This window comes from Streptomyces sp. NPDC043996 (assembly GCF_056435225.1).
In genome coordinates, this window is the sequence record NZ_JBWKEY010000001.1 from 13,573 (window position 1) to 30,397 (window position 16,825).

Annotated in this window: 15 protein-coding genes; 3 read left to right on the forward strand and 12 right to left on the reverse strand. The window is 69.7% G+C overall.

Features of this window, described 5'->3' with window-relative positions; translation table 11 throughout:
- Positions 1–7 precede the first annotated feature (7 nt).
- On the forward strand, positions 8–1,903 hold the full coding sequence (locus AC07A4_RS00075; RefSeq protein WP_478590778.1) for a glycosyl hydrolase family 18 protein: 1,896 nt from the start codon (positions 8–10) through the stop codon (positions 1,901–1,903).
- A 138-nt stretch (positions 1,904–2,041) separates the two neighbouring features.
- Here AC07A4_RS00075 and AC07A4_RS00080 read toward each other — a convergent pair whose 3' ends face one another.
- Positions 2,042–4,384, reverse strand: a complete 2,343-nt coding sequence (locus AC07A4_RS00080; RefSeq protein ID WP_478590781.1) for an MMPL family transporter — start codon at positions 4,382–4,384, stop codon at positions 2,042–2,044.
- Between the two features lie 243 nt (positions 4,385–4,627).
- On the opposite strand from AC07A4_RS00080, the gene AC07A4_RS00085 reads away from it, so the two are divergent.
- Both AC07A4_RS00085 and AC07A4_RS00090 read left to right on the forward strand, forming a co-directional pair.
- Positions 4,628–5,818, forward strand: a complete 1,191-nt coding sequence (locus tag AC07A4_RS00085) for a sensor histidine kinase (RefSeq protein ID WP_478590783.1) — start codon at positions 4,628–4,630, stop codon at positions 5,816–5,818.
- Positions 5,815–6,486 carry a response regulator gene (locus AC07A4_RS00090; RefSeq protein ID WP_478590786.1) on the forward strand — a complete coding sequence of 224 codons (672 nt, stop codon included), beginning with the start codon at positions 5,815–5,817 and terminating at the stop codon, positions 6,484–6,486. The genes AC07A4_RS00085 and AC07A4_RS00090 overlap by 4 nt, the downstream gene beginning before the upstream one ends.
- Before the next feature lie 171 nt (positions 6,487–6,657).
- On the opposite strand, the gene AC07A4_RS00095 is transcribed toward AC07A4_RS00090, so the two are convergent.
- From AC07A4_RS00095 to AC07A4_RS00145, 11 genes are all read right to left on the reverse strand, one after another.
- Positions 6,658–7,113, reverse strand: coding sequence for a DUF2550 domain-containing protein (locus tag AC07A4_RS00095; RefSeq protein ID WP_478590788.1), 456 nt, complete (start codon positions 7,111–7,113; stop codon positions 6,658–6,660).
- 159 nt (positions 7,114–7,272) lie between these two features.
- Entirely contained in the window at positions 7,273–7,647 is a 375-nt protein-coding gene (locus tag AC07A4_RS00100) for a F0F1 ATP synthase subunit epsilon (protein WP_478590791.1), read from the reverse strand.
- 132 nt (positions 7,648–7,779) lie between these two features.
- Positions 7,780–9,216, reverse strand: coding sequence for a F0F1 ATP synthase subunit beta (gene atpD, locus AC07A4_RS00105; protein WP_478590793.1), 1,437 nt, complete (start codon positions 9,214–9,216; stop codon positions 7,780–7,782).
- A complete protein-coding gene (locus AC07A4_RS00110) occupies positions 9,216–10,133 on the reverse strand; it encodes a F0F1 ATP synthase subunit gamma (protein ID WP_478590795.1) in 918 nt (305 codons plus the stop codon). Before AC07A4_RS00110 ends, atpD begins: the two co-directional genes overlap by 1 nt.
- A gap of 20 nt (positions 10,134–10,153) precedes the next feature.
- A complete protein-coding gene (gene atpA / locus AC07A4_RS00115; RefSeq protein WP_478590797.1) occupies positions 10,154–11,746 on the reverse strand; it encodes a F0F1 ATP synthase subunit alpha in 1,593 nt (530 codons plus the stop codon).
- A 121-nt stretch (positions 11,747–11,867) separates the two neighbouring features.
- On the reverse strand, positions 11,868–12,692 hold the full coding sequence (locus tag AC07A4_RS00120; RefSeq protein WP_478590799.1) for a F0F1 ATP synthase subunit delta: 825 nt from the start codon (positions 12,690–12,692) through the stop codon (positions 11,868–11,870).
- Positions 12,689–13,246 carry a F0F1 ATP synthase subunit B gene (locus AC07A4_RS00125; protein WP_478590802.1) on the reverse strand — a complete coding sequence of 186 codons (558 nt, stop codon included), beginning with the start codon at positions 13,244–13,246 and terminating at the stop codon, positions 12,689–12,691. The genes AC07A4_RS00120 and AC07A4_RS00125 overlap by 4 nt, the downstream gene beginning before the upstream one ends.
- A gap of 41 nt (positions 13,247–13,287) precedes the next feature.
- Entirely contained in the window at positions 13,288–13,533 is a 246-nt protein-coding gene (atpE, locus tag AC07A4_RS00130) for an ATP synthase F0 subunit C (RefSeq protein ID WP_016643250.1), read from the reverse strand.
- Between the two features lie 71 nt (positions 13,534–13,604).
- Complete coding sequence (gene atpB / locus AC07A4_RS00135; protein WP_478590805.1) at positions 13,605–14,375, reverse strand: F0F1 ATP synthase subunit A; 771 nt, start codon at positions 14,373–14,375, stop codon at positions 13,605–13,607.
- A gap of 276 nt (positions 14,376–14,651) precedes the next feature.
- Entirely contained in the window at positions 14,652–15,110 is a 459-nt protein-coding gene (locus tag AC07A4_RS00140; protein ID WP_478590807.1) for a hypothetical protein, read from the reverse strand.
- A 260-nt stretch (positions 15,111–15,370) separates the two neighbouring features.
- Positions 15,371–16,741: an MraY family glycosyltransferase gene (locus AC07A4_RS00145; protein WP_478590809.1), complete on the reverse strand. Its 1,371-nt coding sequence runs from the start codon at positions 16,739–16,741 to the stop codon at positions 15,371–15,373.
- Positions 16,742–16,825 lie beyond the last annotated feature (84 nt).

Here is a 16,825-nt window from a genome sequence, read left to right on the forward strand (position 1 = left end):
GCACACCTTGCGCGTCAGAGACAGGTCACGACACCGGTCAAGACACCGTCTGACAGCCGGACTCACCACCCTGCTGCTCCCCTTCGCCACGCTCGTCGCCCTCTCCGGACCCGCCGACGCGGCCCCCGGCGCCGCGCCCAAGGCCACCCCCCAGGCGGCGCCCAAGGCCGCGGCCGGGGTCACCGCCACCTACGCGCGGACCCAGGACTGGGGCGGCGGCTTCGAGGGCAAGTGGACCATCAAGAACAGCGGTACGACGGCCGTCAGCGGCTGGACCGTCGAGTGGGACTTCCCCGCGGGCACCCGGGTCACCTCCGCCTGGGACGCCACGGTCACCAACTCGGGCAACCGCTGGACCGCCAAGAACCTCGGCTGGAACGGCTCCCTGGCCCCCGGCGCCTCCGTCTCCTTCGGCTTCAACGGCTCCGGCGCGGGCTCCCCCGCCAACTGCCTCCTGAACGGCGAGAGCTGCGACGGCGGCGGCCAGCCGGGCGACAACCCGCCCTCCGCCCCCGGCGCCCCGACCGCCTCCGACGTCACCAACACCTCGGTGAAGCTGGACTGGAAGGCCGCCACGGACGACAAGGGCGTCAAGAACTACGACGTCCTGCGCGACGGCGCCAAGGTCGCGACGGTCACCGCCACCACGTACGCCGACTCCGGCCTGACCGCGGGCACCGACTACTCCTACAGCGTCCAGGCCCGTGACACCGCCGACCAGACCGGACCGGTCAGCACCGCGGTGAAGGTGCGCACTACCGGTGGCGGCGACCCCGGGCCCGGCCCCGGTGACAAGGTGAAGATGGGCTACTTCACCAACTGGGGCATCTACCAGCGCAACTACAACGTCAAGAACATCGTGACGTCCGGCTCCGCCGAGAAGATCACGCACATCAACTACGCCTTCGGCAACGTCCAGGGCGGCAAGTGCACGATCGGCGACGCCTACGCGGACTACGACAAGGCCGTCCCCGCCAACCTGTCGGTCGACGGCGTCGGCGACACCTGGGACCAGCCGCTGCGCGGCAACTTCAACCAGCTGCGCAAGCTGAAGGCCAAGTACCCGCACATCAAGATCCTGTACTCGTTCGGCGGCTGGACCTGGTCCGGCGGCTTCACCGACGCCATGAAGAACCCGGCGGCGTTCGCGGACTCCTGCTACAAGCTGGTCGAGGACCCGCGCTGGGCCGACGTCTTCGACGGCATCGACCTGGACTGGGAGTACCCCAACGCCTGCGGCCTGACCTGCGACACCTCGGGCCCGGCCGTGATGAAGAACATGATGCAGGCGTTCCGGACCAAGTTCGGCCCGAACAACCTGGTCACCGCCGCCATCACCGCCGACGGCTCCGACGGCGGCAAGATCGACGCCGCGGACTACGGCGGCGCCGCGCAGTACACCGACTGGTACAACGTGATGACGTACGACTTCTTCGGCGCCTGGGACGCCAAGGGCCCCACGAACCCGCACTCCCCGCTGACCGACTACCCGGGCATCCCCAAGCAGGGCTTCAACTCGGCGGCGGCGATCGCCAAGCTGAAGGCCAAGGGCGTCCCGGCGAAGAAGCTGCTCCTCGGCATCGGCTTCTACGGCCGCGGCTGGACCGGCGTCACGCAGAAGGAGCCGGGCGGCACCGCGACCGGACCCGCCACGGGCACCTATGAGGCGGGCTTCGAGGACTACAAGGTCCTGAAGAACTCCTGCCCGTCCAACGGCACCGTCGGCGGCACGGCGTACGCGCACTGCGGCACCAACTGGTGGTCGTACGACACCCCCGCCACGATCCGCGCCAAGATGGCCTGGGCCAAGGAGCAGTCCCTGGGCGGCGCGTTCTTCTGGGAGTTCACCGGCGACACCGCGAACGGCGAGCTGGTGACCGCCATCCACGAAGGTCTGAAGTAACACCGGCGGCCGGTCCGGCCCACCACCCCCCGGGCCCGGCCCGGCCGCACCTCCCGGACGAAGCCGGGGAGACGGGAACGCCCCCCGTCTCCCCGGCTTCTTCGCCACCCGGGCCCGCCTCGGGCCCGCCTCACCCGGTCAGTGGCGCGGCGGCCCCGGCGCGTACGGCTGCTCACCGGCGTAGGGCCCGTACGAGGCCTGGTCCCCCGCGTACGGCGGCTGGTCCCCCGCGTACGGCCGCTCCGGCGCGTACCGCGCGTACGGCACATGCTCCGCGGGCCGCGGCTCGGCGTGCCCGCCCCCGTGGCGGCCCTGGCCGCGACCCTGGCCGCGGCCCGACTTCGACGGCCACCACGTCGCCCGGCCGAGCAGCGCCACCACCGCGGGCACCAGGACGATCGAGAGGACAAGCGAGGACAGGCCGATGCCGAGCGCCGTGACGAGGCCGATCTCCTGCGTCGCCGGGGACGGGTTCACCGCGAGGCTCGCGAAGGAGCCCGCGAGGACGACTCCGGCGGTGACGATGGCCGGGGCCGTGTGCCGCACCGCGGCGGCCACCGCCTGCTGGGTCGTGCCCGGCCGTCCCATCTCCTCCCGGATGCGGTCGCTGATCAGGATGTTGTAGTCGGTGCCGAGCGCGACGACGAACAGGAACAGCACCAGCGGCAGCGTGAAGGACACGCCAGGGCGGTCCAGGAGGTGCTGGAACACCAGGACGCCGGAGCCCAGCGTCGCCGTGAAGCCGAGCCCGATGGCGAGCATGAGGACCAGCGGCGCGAGCAGGCTGCGCAGCAGGGCCACCAGGATCAGGGCGATCAGCGCGGCGGCCACCGGGAAGACCACCTTGAGGTCCTTCGACACCGCTTCGGACACGTCCGAGAAGATCGCGGCCTCGCCGGACACATGGGCCTCGGTGCCGGGCGGCGCCGCCTTGGAGACCACGGGCCGCACCTCGTCGGCGACGACGTCGCGGGCCCGCTGCGACTGCACGTCCACGTCCAGGTAGAAGTCCACCTTGGCGGCCGTGTGTGCCTTGTTGAGCACGGGCGCGGCCACCCGGCCGACGCCCTTGACGGCCTTCAGGTCCTTGGTGAGGCCTTCGAGTCCCGCCCGGTCGATCGTGGCCTTCTTCGACCCGTCGGCCGCGACGTACACGGTGTGCGGGCTGTCCGCGCCGCCGGGCAGCGCCTTGGAGATCTCCTTGGCCGTCACCGCCGCGGGCGTATCGTCCGGGCCCGCGCCCGAGCCGTAGTCCAGCTTCATGCCGAGCGCGCCCGCGCTCAGCGCGGCCAGGAGCCCGATGCTGGCGGCCACGAACAGGAACGGACGCCGGGCGACGCGCTCCCCGAGCCGCGCGCTCATCCCGGCACGCGGCTCCTTGCGCAGCGACCGCGACGGCCAGAACATCTTCCGCCCGGACACCGCGAGCAGCGCGGGCATGAACGTGAGGCTGGCGACCAGCATCACCAGGACGCACACCGCGATGGCCGGGCCGAGCACCTTGAACTGCCCGAAGCTGGCGATGCCCAGGGTGGCGAACGCGGCCACGATGGTGAGCGCGGCCGACGCGATGGCCGCCCCCACCCGGCCCGCGCACTCGGCCGCGACGTCCCGGGGACGCGCCCCCGGCTCGGCCCGCAGCAGCTCGCGGAAGCGGAAGAGCAGGAACAGGAAGTAGTCGATGCCGATGCCCAGGAGCACCACGGTGATCAGGGACGGCGTCGACGGGTCGAGCTTGAAGTCGAACAGCAGGGCCGTGCCGACCACCGCGCCGGTCGCGGCACCGCCGATGATGGTGACCGCGAGCAGCGGAAGCAGCGCGGCGAGCACGCTGCGGAAGGCGAGCACGTTCAGGAGCACGATGAGGCCCATGGTCAGGATGCCGACCAGCTTCTCGGTGTCCTCCTGCTCCTCCGCCGTGTCGGCGAGGTCCGCGAGGCCGCCGGTGTACCCGCTGCGCAGGTCGGCCCGGGCGAACTCCTTCTCCGCGCGGTCGCGGAAGTCGCGGAAGAGCTCCTGGAGCTCGGGGTCGTTCTTGTTGCCGTCGAGCGAGACGGACACCAGGCGGAACGACCGGTCGGGCGCGTTGGACAGCGGCCGCACGACCGGTGTCTGGGAGTGGTCCGTCACCAGGAACGACGGCGTGTCCTCGGGCTTCTTCATCGTCAGGCGGTGCTCGCCGAGCCCAGCCGCGATTCTGTCGATGCGCGCGCTGTCGGCCGCGGCGAGCGCGCGCCCGTCCTCGCGGGCCACGAGGACGGTCACGGCGTTGTCGTCGGGCTTGGCGCCGAACTCGTCCTCGGCGATGCGCAGGGCGGCCGCCGAGTCGTACGACTTCGGCAGGAAGCCCGCGATGTCGGGCTCGGTGACGCTGTTCAGCTTGGCCTGGCCGACGAGGGTCAGGCCGAGACCGACGACCGTCCAGAGCAGGATGAACTTCCAGGCGTGGCGTGTGGTGCACGCCGTCAGGGATCTGATCACGGTTCCGGTTCCTCCGGCAGGTGGGGTGGGGCCCGGTCCCACCGGGCCCTTCCAGAAGATCACCGGCACCCCGGCGCCCACGTCGCCCGCGACGACGAATCCGACCCGGGACCAGGGCCGTGGCCCGCCGCCCGGCTAGGACCCCGCTCCTAGCGGGCGCTCCCCCCGGGGGATGACGCCCTCGCCGGTCCCGCAGACTGGAATGGACACACCACGTTCCCCCCGGCAAGGAGTCACGACGGCATGCTCGCGCGCAGCCACCCGCCACGACCCGGCCCCCCGATGCCCGGCCGCAGGGACGTCCAGGTGGCGCTCGGCGCCCTGGTCCTCGACCTCACCGCCTACACCCTGAACGTGGGGACCAACGGCGAGACCTGGCACGGGGCCGTCTTCGCGCTGCACTTCCTGTTCCCCTTCGGCCTCGTCTGGCACCGGCGCCATCCCCTCGCCGCCCTCGCCTCCGTGCTCGTCATCCTGACCATCATCACCACCGCCACCCCCGACGCGTACGGCCTGTCCGTCTCCCTCGTCGTCGCCGTGTTCTCGGTGGCGATGGAGCGGCCGACGCGCGTCGCGGTGGCCGCGGGCGTGGTGACCTTCCTCGGGCTCCAGATACCCGGGGTCAGCGAGGACGAGGAGCTGGTGCGCGCCGTCATCGGGGACGTGGTGGGCGTCGGCATGGCCGTCGTCGCCGGCTGCGCGGCCCGCCAGTGGCAGCGGCAGCTCGCCGCCCACCGCGAGCTGCTCGCCGCGGGCGCGGTCGCCGACGAGCGCCGCCGCATCGCCCGCGAGCTGCACGACATCGTCGCCCACCACATCACCGCGATGCAGCTGATGGCGGGCGGCGCCCGCAAGGTGCTCCACCACGACGTCGCCCTCGCCCAGGACGCCCTGGAGTCCCTGGAGGACTCGGGCCGCCTCGCCCTCAGCGAGATGCGGCAGCTCCTGGACGTGCTGCGGGCCGACGACGACACCGAGGGCGGCCCCGCCGCGCCCCAGCCGGGCGTCGACGACGTGCCGCGGATGGTCGCCGACTCCTGCCAGCTGGGCGTGGACACCCGGCTGCTCATCGAGGGCGACCGCAGGGAGCTCGCCCCCACCCTCGGCCTGACCGTGTTCCGGATCGTCCAGGAGGCCCTCACCAACGTCCGCAAGCACGCGGGCCGCGCCGCCGCCACCGTCCGCCTCCACTACGGCCCCGACCTGCTCACCGTCGAGGTGTACGACGACGGCTCAGGACCCGGCGGCACCGTCCGCAGGGGCCGCTCCGGGCACGGCCTCGTCGGCATGCGGGAGCGCGCCGCCCTGCACGGCGGCACCCTGGAGACGGGACCCCGCCCCGAAGGCGGCCGCGGCTTCCGCGTCCTGGCCACGCTGCCGCTGCCCGGCATCGAGCACGAGCCCCACCACCACGAGAAAGCGGCGATCCGGTGACCTCACCCGAAAGCACCCTGACGGTCCTGATCGCCGACGACCAGCCCCTGGTCCGGCGAGGCCTCGCGCTCATCTTCCACGCCGACCCCGGCGTACGGGTCGTCGGCGAGGCCGGGGACGGCCGCGAGGCCGTCGAACTCGCCCGGACCCTACGGCCCGACGTGGTCCTCATGGACATCCGCATGCCGCACCTCGACGGCGTCGAGGCCACGGCCGTCCTTGCCACCGAGCTGCCCGCGTGCCGGGTGCTCGCCCTGAGCACCTTCGACATGGACGAGTACGTGGTCGGCGCGCTGCGCGCGGGCGCCGCGGGGTTCCTGCCCAAGGACGTCTCGCCGGAGGAGCTGGTGGCCGCGGTCCACACCGTCAGCTGCGGTGAGGCGGCGGTGGCGCCGCGGCTGCTCACCCGGCTCATCTCCGCGTACGTCACCGCGCCCGCGCCCCGGGCCGCCCAGCGCGTCCGCCCCGACCTCACGGCCCGCGAGACGGACGTCTGGACGCTCATCGCCCGGGGCTACGACAACGCGGAGATCGCCGAGACGCTGCTGATCAGCCCCTCCACGGTCAAGAACCACGTGACGGCGATCTTCGCCAAACTAGGCGCCCGCGACCGCGCCCAGGCGGTCATAGCCGCCTACGAGTCAGGCCTGATCACCGCGGGCTCCTGACCCTCGCGGTGCGCCCCAGACCCGCCCCTTCCCGACCTGGGGCTCCGCCCCAGACCCCGCTCCTCAAACGCCGGAGGGGCTAGAACCTGCCGGTGGTTCCAGCCCGTCCGGCGTTTGAGGACGAGGCGCGAAGCGCCAATGCTTGTGAGCGGGGGGGGGGGGAACGGGGCCCTACGCCACGTTGACGCGCTGGCCAGGCGGCGCCGCCTCGAGCCAGGCCAGAAACCCGGTCAACGCGTCTTCGCTCATCGCGAGCTCAAGCCGCACCCCCCGGTGCAGACACCCGAGCACCACCGCGTCGGAGAGCAGCGCCAGCTCCTCCTCGCCGTCCGGCGCCCGCCGGTCCACGACCTCGATCGCCGACCGCTCCAGGACCCGCCGCGGCCGAGGCGCGTACGAGAACACCCGGAACCACTCGATCCGGTCACCGTTGTAGCGGGCGACGCCGTACCCCCAGCCCTTGCCTGAGGTGTCCGCCCGCGCCGGTTCGGGCGCGTGCCAGCGCAGGCTGCAGTCGAAGGTGCCGCCGGAGCGCTGGATCAGTCTGCGGCGCAGGCCGAAGACGAAGAGCCCCAGCAACACCAGCGCGATCAACGCAAGTCCGCACACGAGCAGAACGAGGATCATCGGCACCGACCTCCTCGCCTCACTACAGTCTCAACACGACTTCCCGAAACGGACCGAACAACCGCACCCGAAAAAGCACCCGCATCGCCACAGCCGCGACCCGGTCCGGAAAGCTCCGGACCCGGCCGCGGCTGAGTCACGTTACGCCGCGCGCTGGGGTCAGCGCGCCGCCACCGCACGCAGTCGGACGTCGGCGCGCCGCTCGGCGGAGGCGTCGGCCTCCGCCTTGGCACGCTCGAACGCCCGCTCCGCACGCTGGACGTCGATCTCGTCGGAGAGCTCGGCGATCTCCGCGAGCAGCGACAGCTTGTTGTCAGCGAACGAGATGAATCCGCCGTGCACCGCGGCGACGACGGTGCCGCCGTCGCTCGTACGGATCGTCACCGGGCCCGACTCCAGCACACCGAGCAGCGGCTGGTGACCGGGCATGACGCCGATGTCGCCGGACGTGGTGCGCGCGACGACCAGGGTGGCCTCGCCGGACCAGACACTACGGTCGGCGGCGACCAGCTCGACATGCAGCTCAGCAGCCAAGGGTGGCTCCTCGGGTCACCACCCGGCGGTTCAGCCGGGTGTTGGGTCAAATTCTAGTCGGCGTGGAGGGAGGGGCGGGACGCGGTCCCCTTCCGGGGGTGCGCCCGCCCCTCCTTCCGCGAGTCACGGGACTCAGGAGACGCCGAGCTCCTTGGCGTTGGCCTTGAGGTCCTCGAGGCCACCGCACATGAAGAACGCCTGCTCGGGGAAGTGGTCGTACTCGCCGTCGCAGATCGCGTTGAACGCGGTGATCGACTCGTCCAGCGGGACGTCCGAACCGTCGACGCCGGTGAACTGCTTGGCGACGTGCGTGTTCTGCGACAGGAAGCGCTCCACGCGACGGGCGCGGGAGACGACCAGCTTGTCCTCTTCGCCGAGCTCGTCGATGCCGAGGATGGCGATGATGTCCTGGAGGTCCTTGTACTTCTGCAGGATGTTCTTGACCCGCATGGCGGTGTCGTAGTGGTCCTGCGCGATGTACCGCGGGTCCAGGATGCGGGACGTGGAGTCCAGCGGGTCCACGGCCGGGTAGATGCCCTTCTCGGAGATCGGACGGGAGAGCACCGTCGTCGCGTCGAGGTGGGCGAAGGTGGTGGCCGGGGCCGGGTCGGTCAGGTCGTCCGCGGGGACGTAGATCGCCTGCATCGAGGTGATCGAGTGACCACGGGTCGAGGTGATGCGCTCCTGGAGGAGACCCATCTCGTCGGCCAGGTTCGGCTGGTAACCCACGGCCGAGGGCATGCGACCCAGGAGGGTCGAGACCTCGGAGCCGGCCTGCGTGAAGCGGAAGATGTTGTCGATGAAGAACAGCACGTCCTGCTTCTGCACATCGCGGAAGTACTCCGCCATGGTCAGACCGGCGAGGGCCACGCGCAGACGGGTGCCCGGGGGCTCGTCCATCTGGCCGAAGACAAGGGCGGTCTTGTCGATGACGCCCGAGTCCGACATCTCCTCGATGAGGTCGTTGCCCTCACGGGTGCGCTCGCCGACACCGGCGAACACGGAGACACCGTCGTGGTTGTTGGCGACGCGGTAGATCATCTCCTGGATGAGCACCGTCTTGCCGACACCGGCGCCGCCGAACAGACCGATCTTTCCACCCTTGACATACGGGGTGAGGAGGTCGATGACCTTGACGCCGGTCTCGAACATCTCGGTCTTCGACTCGAGCTCGTCGAAGTTCGGGGCCTTGCGGTGGATGGACCAGCGGTCACCCGTGTACTGCTCGTCGACGTTAAGGACCTCACCGAGGGTGTTGAACACCTTGCCCTTGGTGAAGTCGCCGACCGGGACGGTGAGGCCGTCGCCGGTGTCGGTGACCGGGGCCTGGCGGACCAGGCCGTCGGTGGGCTGCATGGAGATGGCGCGGACCAGGCCGTCACCGAGGTGCTGGGCGACCTCGAGCGTCAGGGTCTTCTTCTCGCCGTCGTTGGCCGGGTCGGCCACCTCGACGTGAAGCGCGTTGTAGATCTCCGGCATCGCGTCGACGGGGAACTCCACGTCGACGACCGGGCCGATGACCCGGGCGACGCGGCCCGTGGCAGCGGCCGTCTCAACAGTGGTCGTCATTACTTGTCACTCCCCGCGGTCGCGTCGGCCAGGGCGCTCGCGCCACCGACGATCTCGCTGATTTCCTGGGTGATTTCGGCCTGGCGGGCCGCGTTGGCGAGCCGGGACAGATTGTTGATCAGATCCCCGGCGTTGTCGGTGGCCGACTTCATCGCGCGGCGCGTGGCGGCGTGCTTGGAGGCAGCCGACTGCAGCAGCGCGTTGTAGATGCGGCTCTCGACGTAGCGCGGCAGGAGGGCGTCGAGGACGTCCTCCGCCGACGGCTCGAAGTCGTACAGCGGAAGGATCTCGCTCTTCGCGTTCGACTCCTCCGCCACCGCTTCGAGGCTGAGCGGCAGCAGCCGGCCATCGATGGCCGTCTGCGTCATCATCGAGACGAACTCGGTGTAGACGATGTGGAGTTCATCCACGCCGCCCTCGGCCGTGTCCTTCTCGATGGCCTCGATCAGCGGGCCCGCGACCGTCTTGGCGTCCGCGTACTCGGGCTGGTCGGTGAAGCCGGTCCACTGCTTCGCGATCTCGCGCTCGCGGAAGTTGTAGTGGGCCACACCACGGCGGCCGACGATGTACGTGTCGACCTCCTTGCCCTCGGCCTCGAGGCGCGCGGTCAGCTGCTCCGCGGCCTTGATGGAGTTGGAGTTGAAGGCGCCGGCCAGACCGCGGTCGCTGGTCAGGAGCAGGACGGCGGCACGTGTCGCCGTCTCGGCCTCCGTCGTCAGCGGGTGCTTGGTGTTCGAGCCGGTACCGACCGCCGTGACCGCGCGGGTGAGCTCGGTCGCGTACGGCGTGGAGGCCGCCACCTTGCGCTGCGCCTTGACGACGCGCGAGGCGGCGATCATCTCCATCGCCTTGGTGATCTTCTTGGTCGCCGTGACGGATTTGATGCGACGCTTGTAGACCCGGAGCTGGGCTCCCATGAGTCAGGTCCCTTCCGTCGTCACTTGCCGGCAGCGGCAGGAGCGTCCTCGCCGAGAAGCTTGCCGTCCGAGGTCTCGAACTGCTTCTTGAACGCGGCGACGGCGTCACCGATGGCCGTGATCGTGTCGTCCGACATCTTGGCGCCCTCCTTGATGGAGGTGAGCAGGCCCTGCTCCTTGCGGTGCAGGTAGTCGAGCAGCTCACGCTCGAAGCGGCGGATGTCGGCGACGGGCACGTCGTCCATCTTGCCGGTGGTGCCGGCCCAGATGGAGACGACCTGGTCCTCGGTGGCCATCGGCTGGTACTGAGCCTGCTTGAGCAGCTCGACCATGCGCTGACCGCGCTCCAGCTGCGACTTCGACGCGGCGTCCAGGTCGGAACCGAAGGCGGCGAACGCCTCCAGCTCACGGAACTGGGCGAGGTCCACGCGGAGTCGGCCCGAGACCTGGCGGATCGCCTTGTGCTGCGCGGAACCACCGACGCGGGACACGGAGATACCGACGTTCAGGGCGGGGCGCTGACCGGCGTTGAACAGGTCCGACTCCAGGAAGCACTGGCCGTCGGTGATGGAGATGACGTTGGTCGGGATGAACGCCGACACGTCGTTCGCCTTGGTCTCGACGATCGGCAGGCCGGTCATCGAGCCCTTGCCCATCTCGTCGGAGAGCTTGGCGCAGCGCTCCAGGAGGCGGGAGTGCAGGTAGAAGACGTCACCGGGGTAGGCCTCGCGCCCCGGCGGGCGGCGGAGCAGCAGGGACACGGCGCGGTAGGCGTCGGCCTGCTTCGAGAGGTCGTCGAAGATGATGAGGACGTGCTTGCCCTCGTACATCCACTGCTGGCCGATGGCCGAGCCGGTGTAGGGCGCCAGGTACTTGAAGCCCGCCGGGTCGGACGCCGGGGCGGCGACGATGGTCGTGTACTCCAGCGCGCCGGCCTCTTCCAGGGCGCCACGCACGGAGGCGATGGTCGAGCCCTTCTGGCCGATGGCGACGTAGATGCAGCGGACCTGCTTGTTCACGTCGCCCGAGCGCCAGTTGTCGCGCTGGTTGATGATCGTGTCGACGGCCAGGGCGGTCTTGCCGGTCTGGCGGTCACCGATGATCAGCTGACGCTGGCCACGGCCGATCGGGGTCATCGCGTCGACGGCCTTGTAGCCCGTCTCCATCGGCTCGTGCACCGACTTGCGCTCCATGACCGTGGGGGCCTGAAGCTCAAGGGCACGACGTCCGCTGGTCTCGATCTCGCCGAGGCCGTCGATCGGGTTGCCGAGCGGGTCGACGACGCGGCCGAGGTAGCCCTCGCCCACCGCGACCGACAGGACCTCACCGGTGCGCTGCACCGGCTGGCCCTCCTCGATGCCGCTGAACTCACCGAGGACGATCGAACCGATCTCGCGCTCTTCCAGGTTCAGCGCGAGACCGAGCGTGCCGTCCTCGAACTTCAGCAGTTCGTTGGCCATGGCCGAGGGCAGGCCCTCGACCTTCGCGATGCCATCGCCGGCCAGGGTGACCGTACCGACCTCCTCGCGCGAGGCCGCGTCCGGCTTGTACGCCTGGACAAAGTTCTCCAGCGCGTCCCGGATCTCCTCCGGCCGGATCGTGAGCTCCGCCATCTGGGTTCCCTGCTCTCCTTGTTGGGCCCGAAGTTTCACTTGGGGGGGATGGGGACTCCCCCCTGTAAGAGGTGAATCCTCTGCACGGCCCAACTCGGGCCGTTTGGTCTTGCTTGTTGAGTTACTGGCCCGCCATGCGGCGGTGCGCGTCCTCGATGCGGTCCGCGATGGAGCCGTTGATGACTTCGTCGCCCACCTGCACCCGGATCCCGCCGAGAACGTCGGGGTCCACGTCGAGGTTCAGGTGCATCTGACGCCCGTAGATCTTGGCGAGCGCCGCGCCGAGCCGCTGCTTCTGCTGGTCCGACAGCGGAACAGCCGAAGTGACGACGGCGACCATGCGCTCACGGCGGTCCGCGGCCAGCTTGGAGAGGGACTCGAGTCCCGCTTCCAGGCTACGTCCACGGGGCGAGGTCACAAGGCGCTCGATGAGCCGCTCCGTGGCCGTCTCCGCCTTGCCGCCGAGCAGCTCGCGCAGGAGCGCGCTCTTGGCCGAAGCGGTCGCGGCGCGGTCCGTGAGCGCGGCGCGCAGCTCCGTGCTCGACGAGACGATCCGGCCGAAGCGGAACAGCTCGTCCTCGACCGCGTCCAGGGCGCCGGACTTCTGCGCACCGGTCAGCTCGGCGAGGTCGGCGAGCTCCTCCAGGGCGTCCACCAGGTCGCGCGAGGCGGACCAGCGGGCGCGGACCATGCCCGCGACCAGGTCGGCGGTCTCGCCGCCGACCTTGCCGCCGAGCAGGCGCCCGGCCAGCTCGGCCTTGGCCTCGCCGGCTTGCGCCGGGTCGGTCAGGACCCGACGCAGGGAGACCTCGCGGTCGAGCAGCGCGGTGACGGCGGCCAGCTCGTCCGCCAGCTGCCGCGCGTCGACCGCGGTGTTGTCGGTCAGCGCGTCGAGGCGCTCGCGCGCGGCCCCCAGGGCCTCACGGCTCGCTCCATGCGCTGTCATCGAGTCGCCTCGGCCTTCGTCGCCTTCTCGTCGAGCTCGTCGAGGAAGCGGTCGATGGTGCGGCTCTGCCGGGCGTGGTCGTCCAGGGACTCACCGACGAGCTTGCCGGCCAGTTCGGTGGCCAGCTGGCCCACGTCCTGGCGCAGCGCCTGCGCGGCGGCCTTGCGGTCGGCCTCGATCTGGGAGTGACCGGCGGCGACGATCTCCTCGCGCTGACGCTGGCCCTCGGCCCGCATCTCGGCGATGAGCTGGGCGCCCTGCTCCTGCGCCTCCTGGCGCAGCCGCGCGGCCTCGTGCCGGGCCTCGGCGAGCTGGGCCTTGTACTGCTCAAGGACGCTCTGCGCCTCGGTCTGAGCGGCTTCGGCCTTCTCGATGCCGCCTTCGATCGCCTCCCGGCGCTCCTCCAGAACCTTGTTGATGTTCGGGATGAGCTTCTTCCAGAAGAAGAAGAAAACGATGGCGAAGGCGATGGTGCCGACGAGCAGCTCGGGGCCCGGAGGAATGAGCGGGTTCTGCTCCTCCTCGGCCGCCAGCTGAACCAGGTTGGCGATCACATCAGTGCCTTTCGTCGAACGGGGCTAATCGTCTCGGGCGATCAGGAGCCGTAGACGAACGGCATCACGATGCCGATGAGGGCGAGCGCCTCACAGAAGGCGAAGCCGAGGATCTGGTTGGCACGGATCAGACCGGCGGCTTCGGGCTGACGGGCGAGCGCCTCGGTGCCCTTGCCGAACACGATGCCGACGCCGATGCCCGGGCCGATGGCCGCGAGGCCGTAGCCGATGGAGCCGAGGGCCTTGATGTCACCCTGGAGGGCGGCGAGCTCGAGAGTCGCGGACATGCCGTTACTTCCTTCTCTTTCATGGACCGGTGGGGGTTGGCCACCGGGCGCTTAGGGGATTGCGGGGGTGCTCAGTGGTGCTCGGCGAGAGCGCCCTGGATGTACGAGCAGGCGAGGAGCACGAAGACGTACGCCTGGACGGCCTGTACGAAGAGTTCGAAGCCGATCATGGCGATGGTCATCACGAAGGAGACACCGGCGGCCGGGATCAGCCAGCTGTTCAGCAGGTACCAGGAGGCGACGGTGAACATCACCAGCATCAGGTGTCCGGCGAACATGTTGGCGAAGAGTCGCACCGCGTGCGTGAAGGGGCGCACGAGGAGGTTCGAGAAGAACTCGATGAACGCGACGAGCCACTTGATCGGACCAAGGGAGTTGTCGTAGCCGGTGATGTTCTTCCAGCCGCCGACGAAGCCGTGGCGCTTGAACGTCAGGGGGACCCAGACGAAGTACACGATGCCCGCGAGGACGAACGGGTAGGCGATGACCGACGACACCGGGAACTGGGCCAGCGGGATCACCGACCAGATGTTCATGATCCAGATGAAGAAGAAGAGCGAGACCATCAAGGGGACGTACTTCTCGCCGTCCTTCTTGCCCATGGTCTCGTAGACGATGCCGCGGCGGACGAAGTCGTAGCCGGCCTCACCGATCAGCTGCAGCTTGCCCGGCACGAGCTTGGCCTTGCCGAAGGCCGCGTAGAAGAAGGTGACCACGATCGCCGTCGTGATCAGGGCCAGCAGCATGACCTTGTTGAACTCGAACCCGCCGACCGTGAACATCGGCTTGAAGAGGAACGAGTGCAGGCCCGGAGCCGGGAAGCCACAGCCGTTGTCGGACATGATCCGACAGCTCCAGTCAAAGGCGAGCTCAGTTTGTTCAGCACTCACCGCGGGCTCCTTCGGCGTGAAGCATAGGAACGGCAACCTCGTTGTCGTGTCGGCACGGCACGCAGCCGCGGATCGGCACCGGACTGGTGTTACGGATGTGGGGGCGGCGGTCGGGCATCGAGCCTCGCGCTTGTGCAGGCGTCAGCTCAGATGCCCGCGCCCGCAGTGCCGCAGTTGGCACCGGACGATAGCAGGATCTCGAACGTGCATTTATCCCGGCCCTACCTCTCACGTCGTGGACCCCGACTTCTCGGGCTTGCCGCTCTGCTGAGCGGAGGCCGAGGAAGGTTCGGGCTCGGGTTCGACGTAGAGGATCTTGGCCTTCATGTACGAGCGTGCCTGCGCCGCCATCCAGACGACGGTCGTCACGGCGAGAGCGAGGGCGAAGACCCTCGGGTTGAACAAGGTGGTGTCCTTGAACATCGCCATGAAGATGAGAAGCAGCAGCAATTGGGCGACGTAGAGCATCATGCCCATCGCCTGGAAAAGCTGCGGAAGCGATTTTGCCGTCCGCTGCAGGACCACCATGCCAAGGCCCATGAAGGCGATGACCACCAGGGTGCCGACGACCGCGCCGAGCGCTCCCTTGCCGCCGGAGACCACGCCACTGACCACGGCGATGATCGCGCCGACGGCAGCGGTGGGGACGGCGGACTGCAGGAGAATCCGGGTGTCTTGAGACGGCATGGCGGCAACTCCGCTTACTGATGGGGGCAGGGTGTCGTCATGGACGAGCGTAGACCCGGGCCGAGCGGGGTCCTCGGCCCAATGGACCGTCGCACTACGGTCCTTCGGCTCTATCGCCGGGTCTCGTGAACGGTATCACAAACTATTTGATGAGGTCTTTACCTGTCCGGTGTGCTCGGTGTCACACATGAGAGCTAATCCGCCCGTCTGTGCAGGCACAGCTTCGCTTTGTCTGGTAAAGGGCCCCTTTGCCGCCCGCGTCAACGCGACGAACCCGCCTTGCGCCGGTCCAGGAAGCGCTGTCGGGTGCCCAGGGCGGTCGCGCCGTTGACGCCCGCGCCCACCGGTGGCCGGGCCGCGGAGTCCCCACCGTGCCCGACGGCCTCAGGCGCCTCCCGCGTCACATCCCCAGGGCCCCCGGAAGCGCCCTCAGTGGCCCCTGCACCGACCGCGGAGCCCCGGCCGCGCCGATACCTCGGCGGCACGAAGTTCTCCGCCCAGGCGGGCGCGTGCGGCGTGAAGCGGGGCAGCAGGAGCAGCCCCAGGCCCACGGCGCTGAGGGCGACGATGAGCAGCAGGATCCACATGTTCGTCGAGTGCACCGAGTACGCGACCGTGCCGAAGGCGATGAGCGCCGACCAGAAGTACATGATCAGCACGGCCCGGCTGTGCGAGTGGCCGACTTCCAGGAGCCGGTGGTGCAGATGGCCGCGGTCGGCGGCGAACGGCGACTGGCCCTTCCAGGTGCGCCGGACGATGGCGAGCACCAGGTCGGCGAACGGGATCGCGATGATCGTCAGCGGCATGAGCAGCGGGATGAAGACCGGGAGCATCGCGTGCGTGGCGTCGCGGGAGCTGCCGCCGAGGTTCAGCTTCATCGCGTCCGGGTCGACCTGGCCGGTGATGGAGATGGCACCGGCGGCGAGCACGAGCCCGATCAGCATGGAGCCCGAGTCGCCCATGAAGATCCTGGCCGGGTGCATGTTGTGCGGCAGGAAGCCCAGGCACATGCCCATGAGGATGGCCGCGAACAGCGTGGCCGGGGCGGCCGCCTCGATGCCGTACCCGTACCAGATGCGGTACGCGTACATGAAGAACGCGGCGGCGGCGATGCACACCATGCCCGCGGCGAGGCCGTCCAGGCCGTCGACGAAGTTCACGGCGTTGATGGTGATCACGACGAGCGCGACGGTGAGCAGGGTGCCCTGCCACTGGGTCAGCGAGACCGTGCCGAAGCCCGGGATGGGCAGCCACAGGATCGTCAGGCCCTGGACGACCATGACGCCCGCGGCGATCATCTGGCCGCCGAGCTTGATCAGCGCGTCGATCTCGAACTTGTCGTCGAGGACGCCGATGAGCCAGATCAGGGCGGCGCCCGAGAGCAGCGCGCGCGGCTCGTTGGACTTGGTGAACACCTCGTTGAGGTTGGGCAGGTGGTCGGCGACGAGGAGGCCCGCGCAGAGGCCGAAGAACATCGCGATACCGCCGAGCCGGGGCGTCGGCTCCCGGTGCACGTCGCGCGCGCGGATCTCCGGCATCGCGCCGGCCACGATCGCGAACTTCCGCACCGGGCCGGTCAGCAGATAGGTCACCGCGGCCGTGATGCAGAGCGTCAGCAGATATTCACGCACGGGCTTCCCCACAGGTATCGCTGGCCATCTCGAGCCCACACCCTAGCTTCGCGCGCATAAGGTTGAGCACTTCCGGGTAGCGAC

Coding starts and splice junctions, on each gene's coding strand:
- AC07A4_RS00110 (WP_478590795.1), bottom strand. CDS start 10,133: ATGGGAGCCCAGCTCCGGGTCTACAAGCGTCGCATCAAATCCGTCACG.
- atpA (WP_478590797.1), bottom strand. CDS start 11,746: ATGGCGGAGCTCACGATCCGGCCGGAGGAGATCCGGGACGCGCTGGAG.
- AC07A4_RS00120 (WP_478590799.1), bottom strand. CDS start 12,692: ATGACAGCGCATGGAGCGAGCCGTGAGGCCCTGGGGGCCGCGCGCGAG.
- atpB (WP_478590805.1), bottom strand. CDS start 14,375: ATGTCCGACAACGGCTGTGGCTTCCCGGCTCCGGGCCTGCACTCGTTC.
- atpD (WP_478590793.1), bottom strand. CDS start 9,216: ATGACGACCACTGTTGAGACGGCCGCTGCCACGGGCCGCGTCGCCCGG.
- atpE (WP_016643250.1), bottom strand. CDS start 13,533: ATGTCCGCGACTCTCGAGCTCGCCGCCCTCCAGGGTGACATCAAGGCC.
- AC07A4_RS00085 (WP_478590783.1), top strand. CDS start 4,628: ATGCTCGCGCGCAGCCACCCGCCACGACCCGGCCCCCCGATGCCCGGC.
- AC07A4_RS00140 (WP_478590807.1), bottom strand. CDS start 15,110: ATGCCGTCTCAAGACACCCGGATTCTCCTGCAGTCCGCCGTCCCCACC.
- AC07A4_RS00095 (WP_478590788.1), bottom strand. CDS start 7,113: ATGATCCTCGTTCTGCTCGTGTGCGGACTTGCGTTGATCGCGCTGGTG.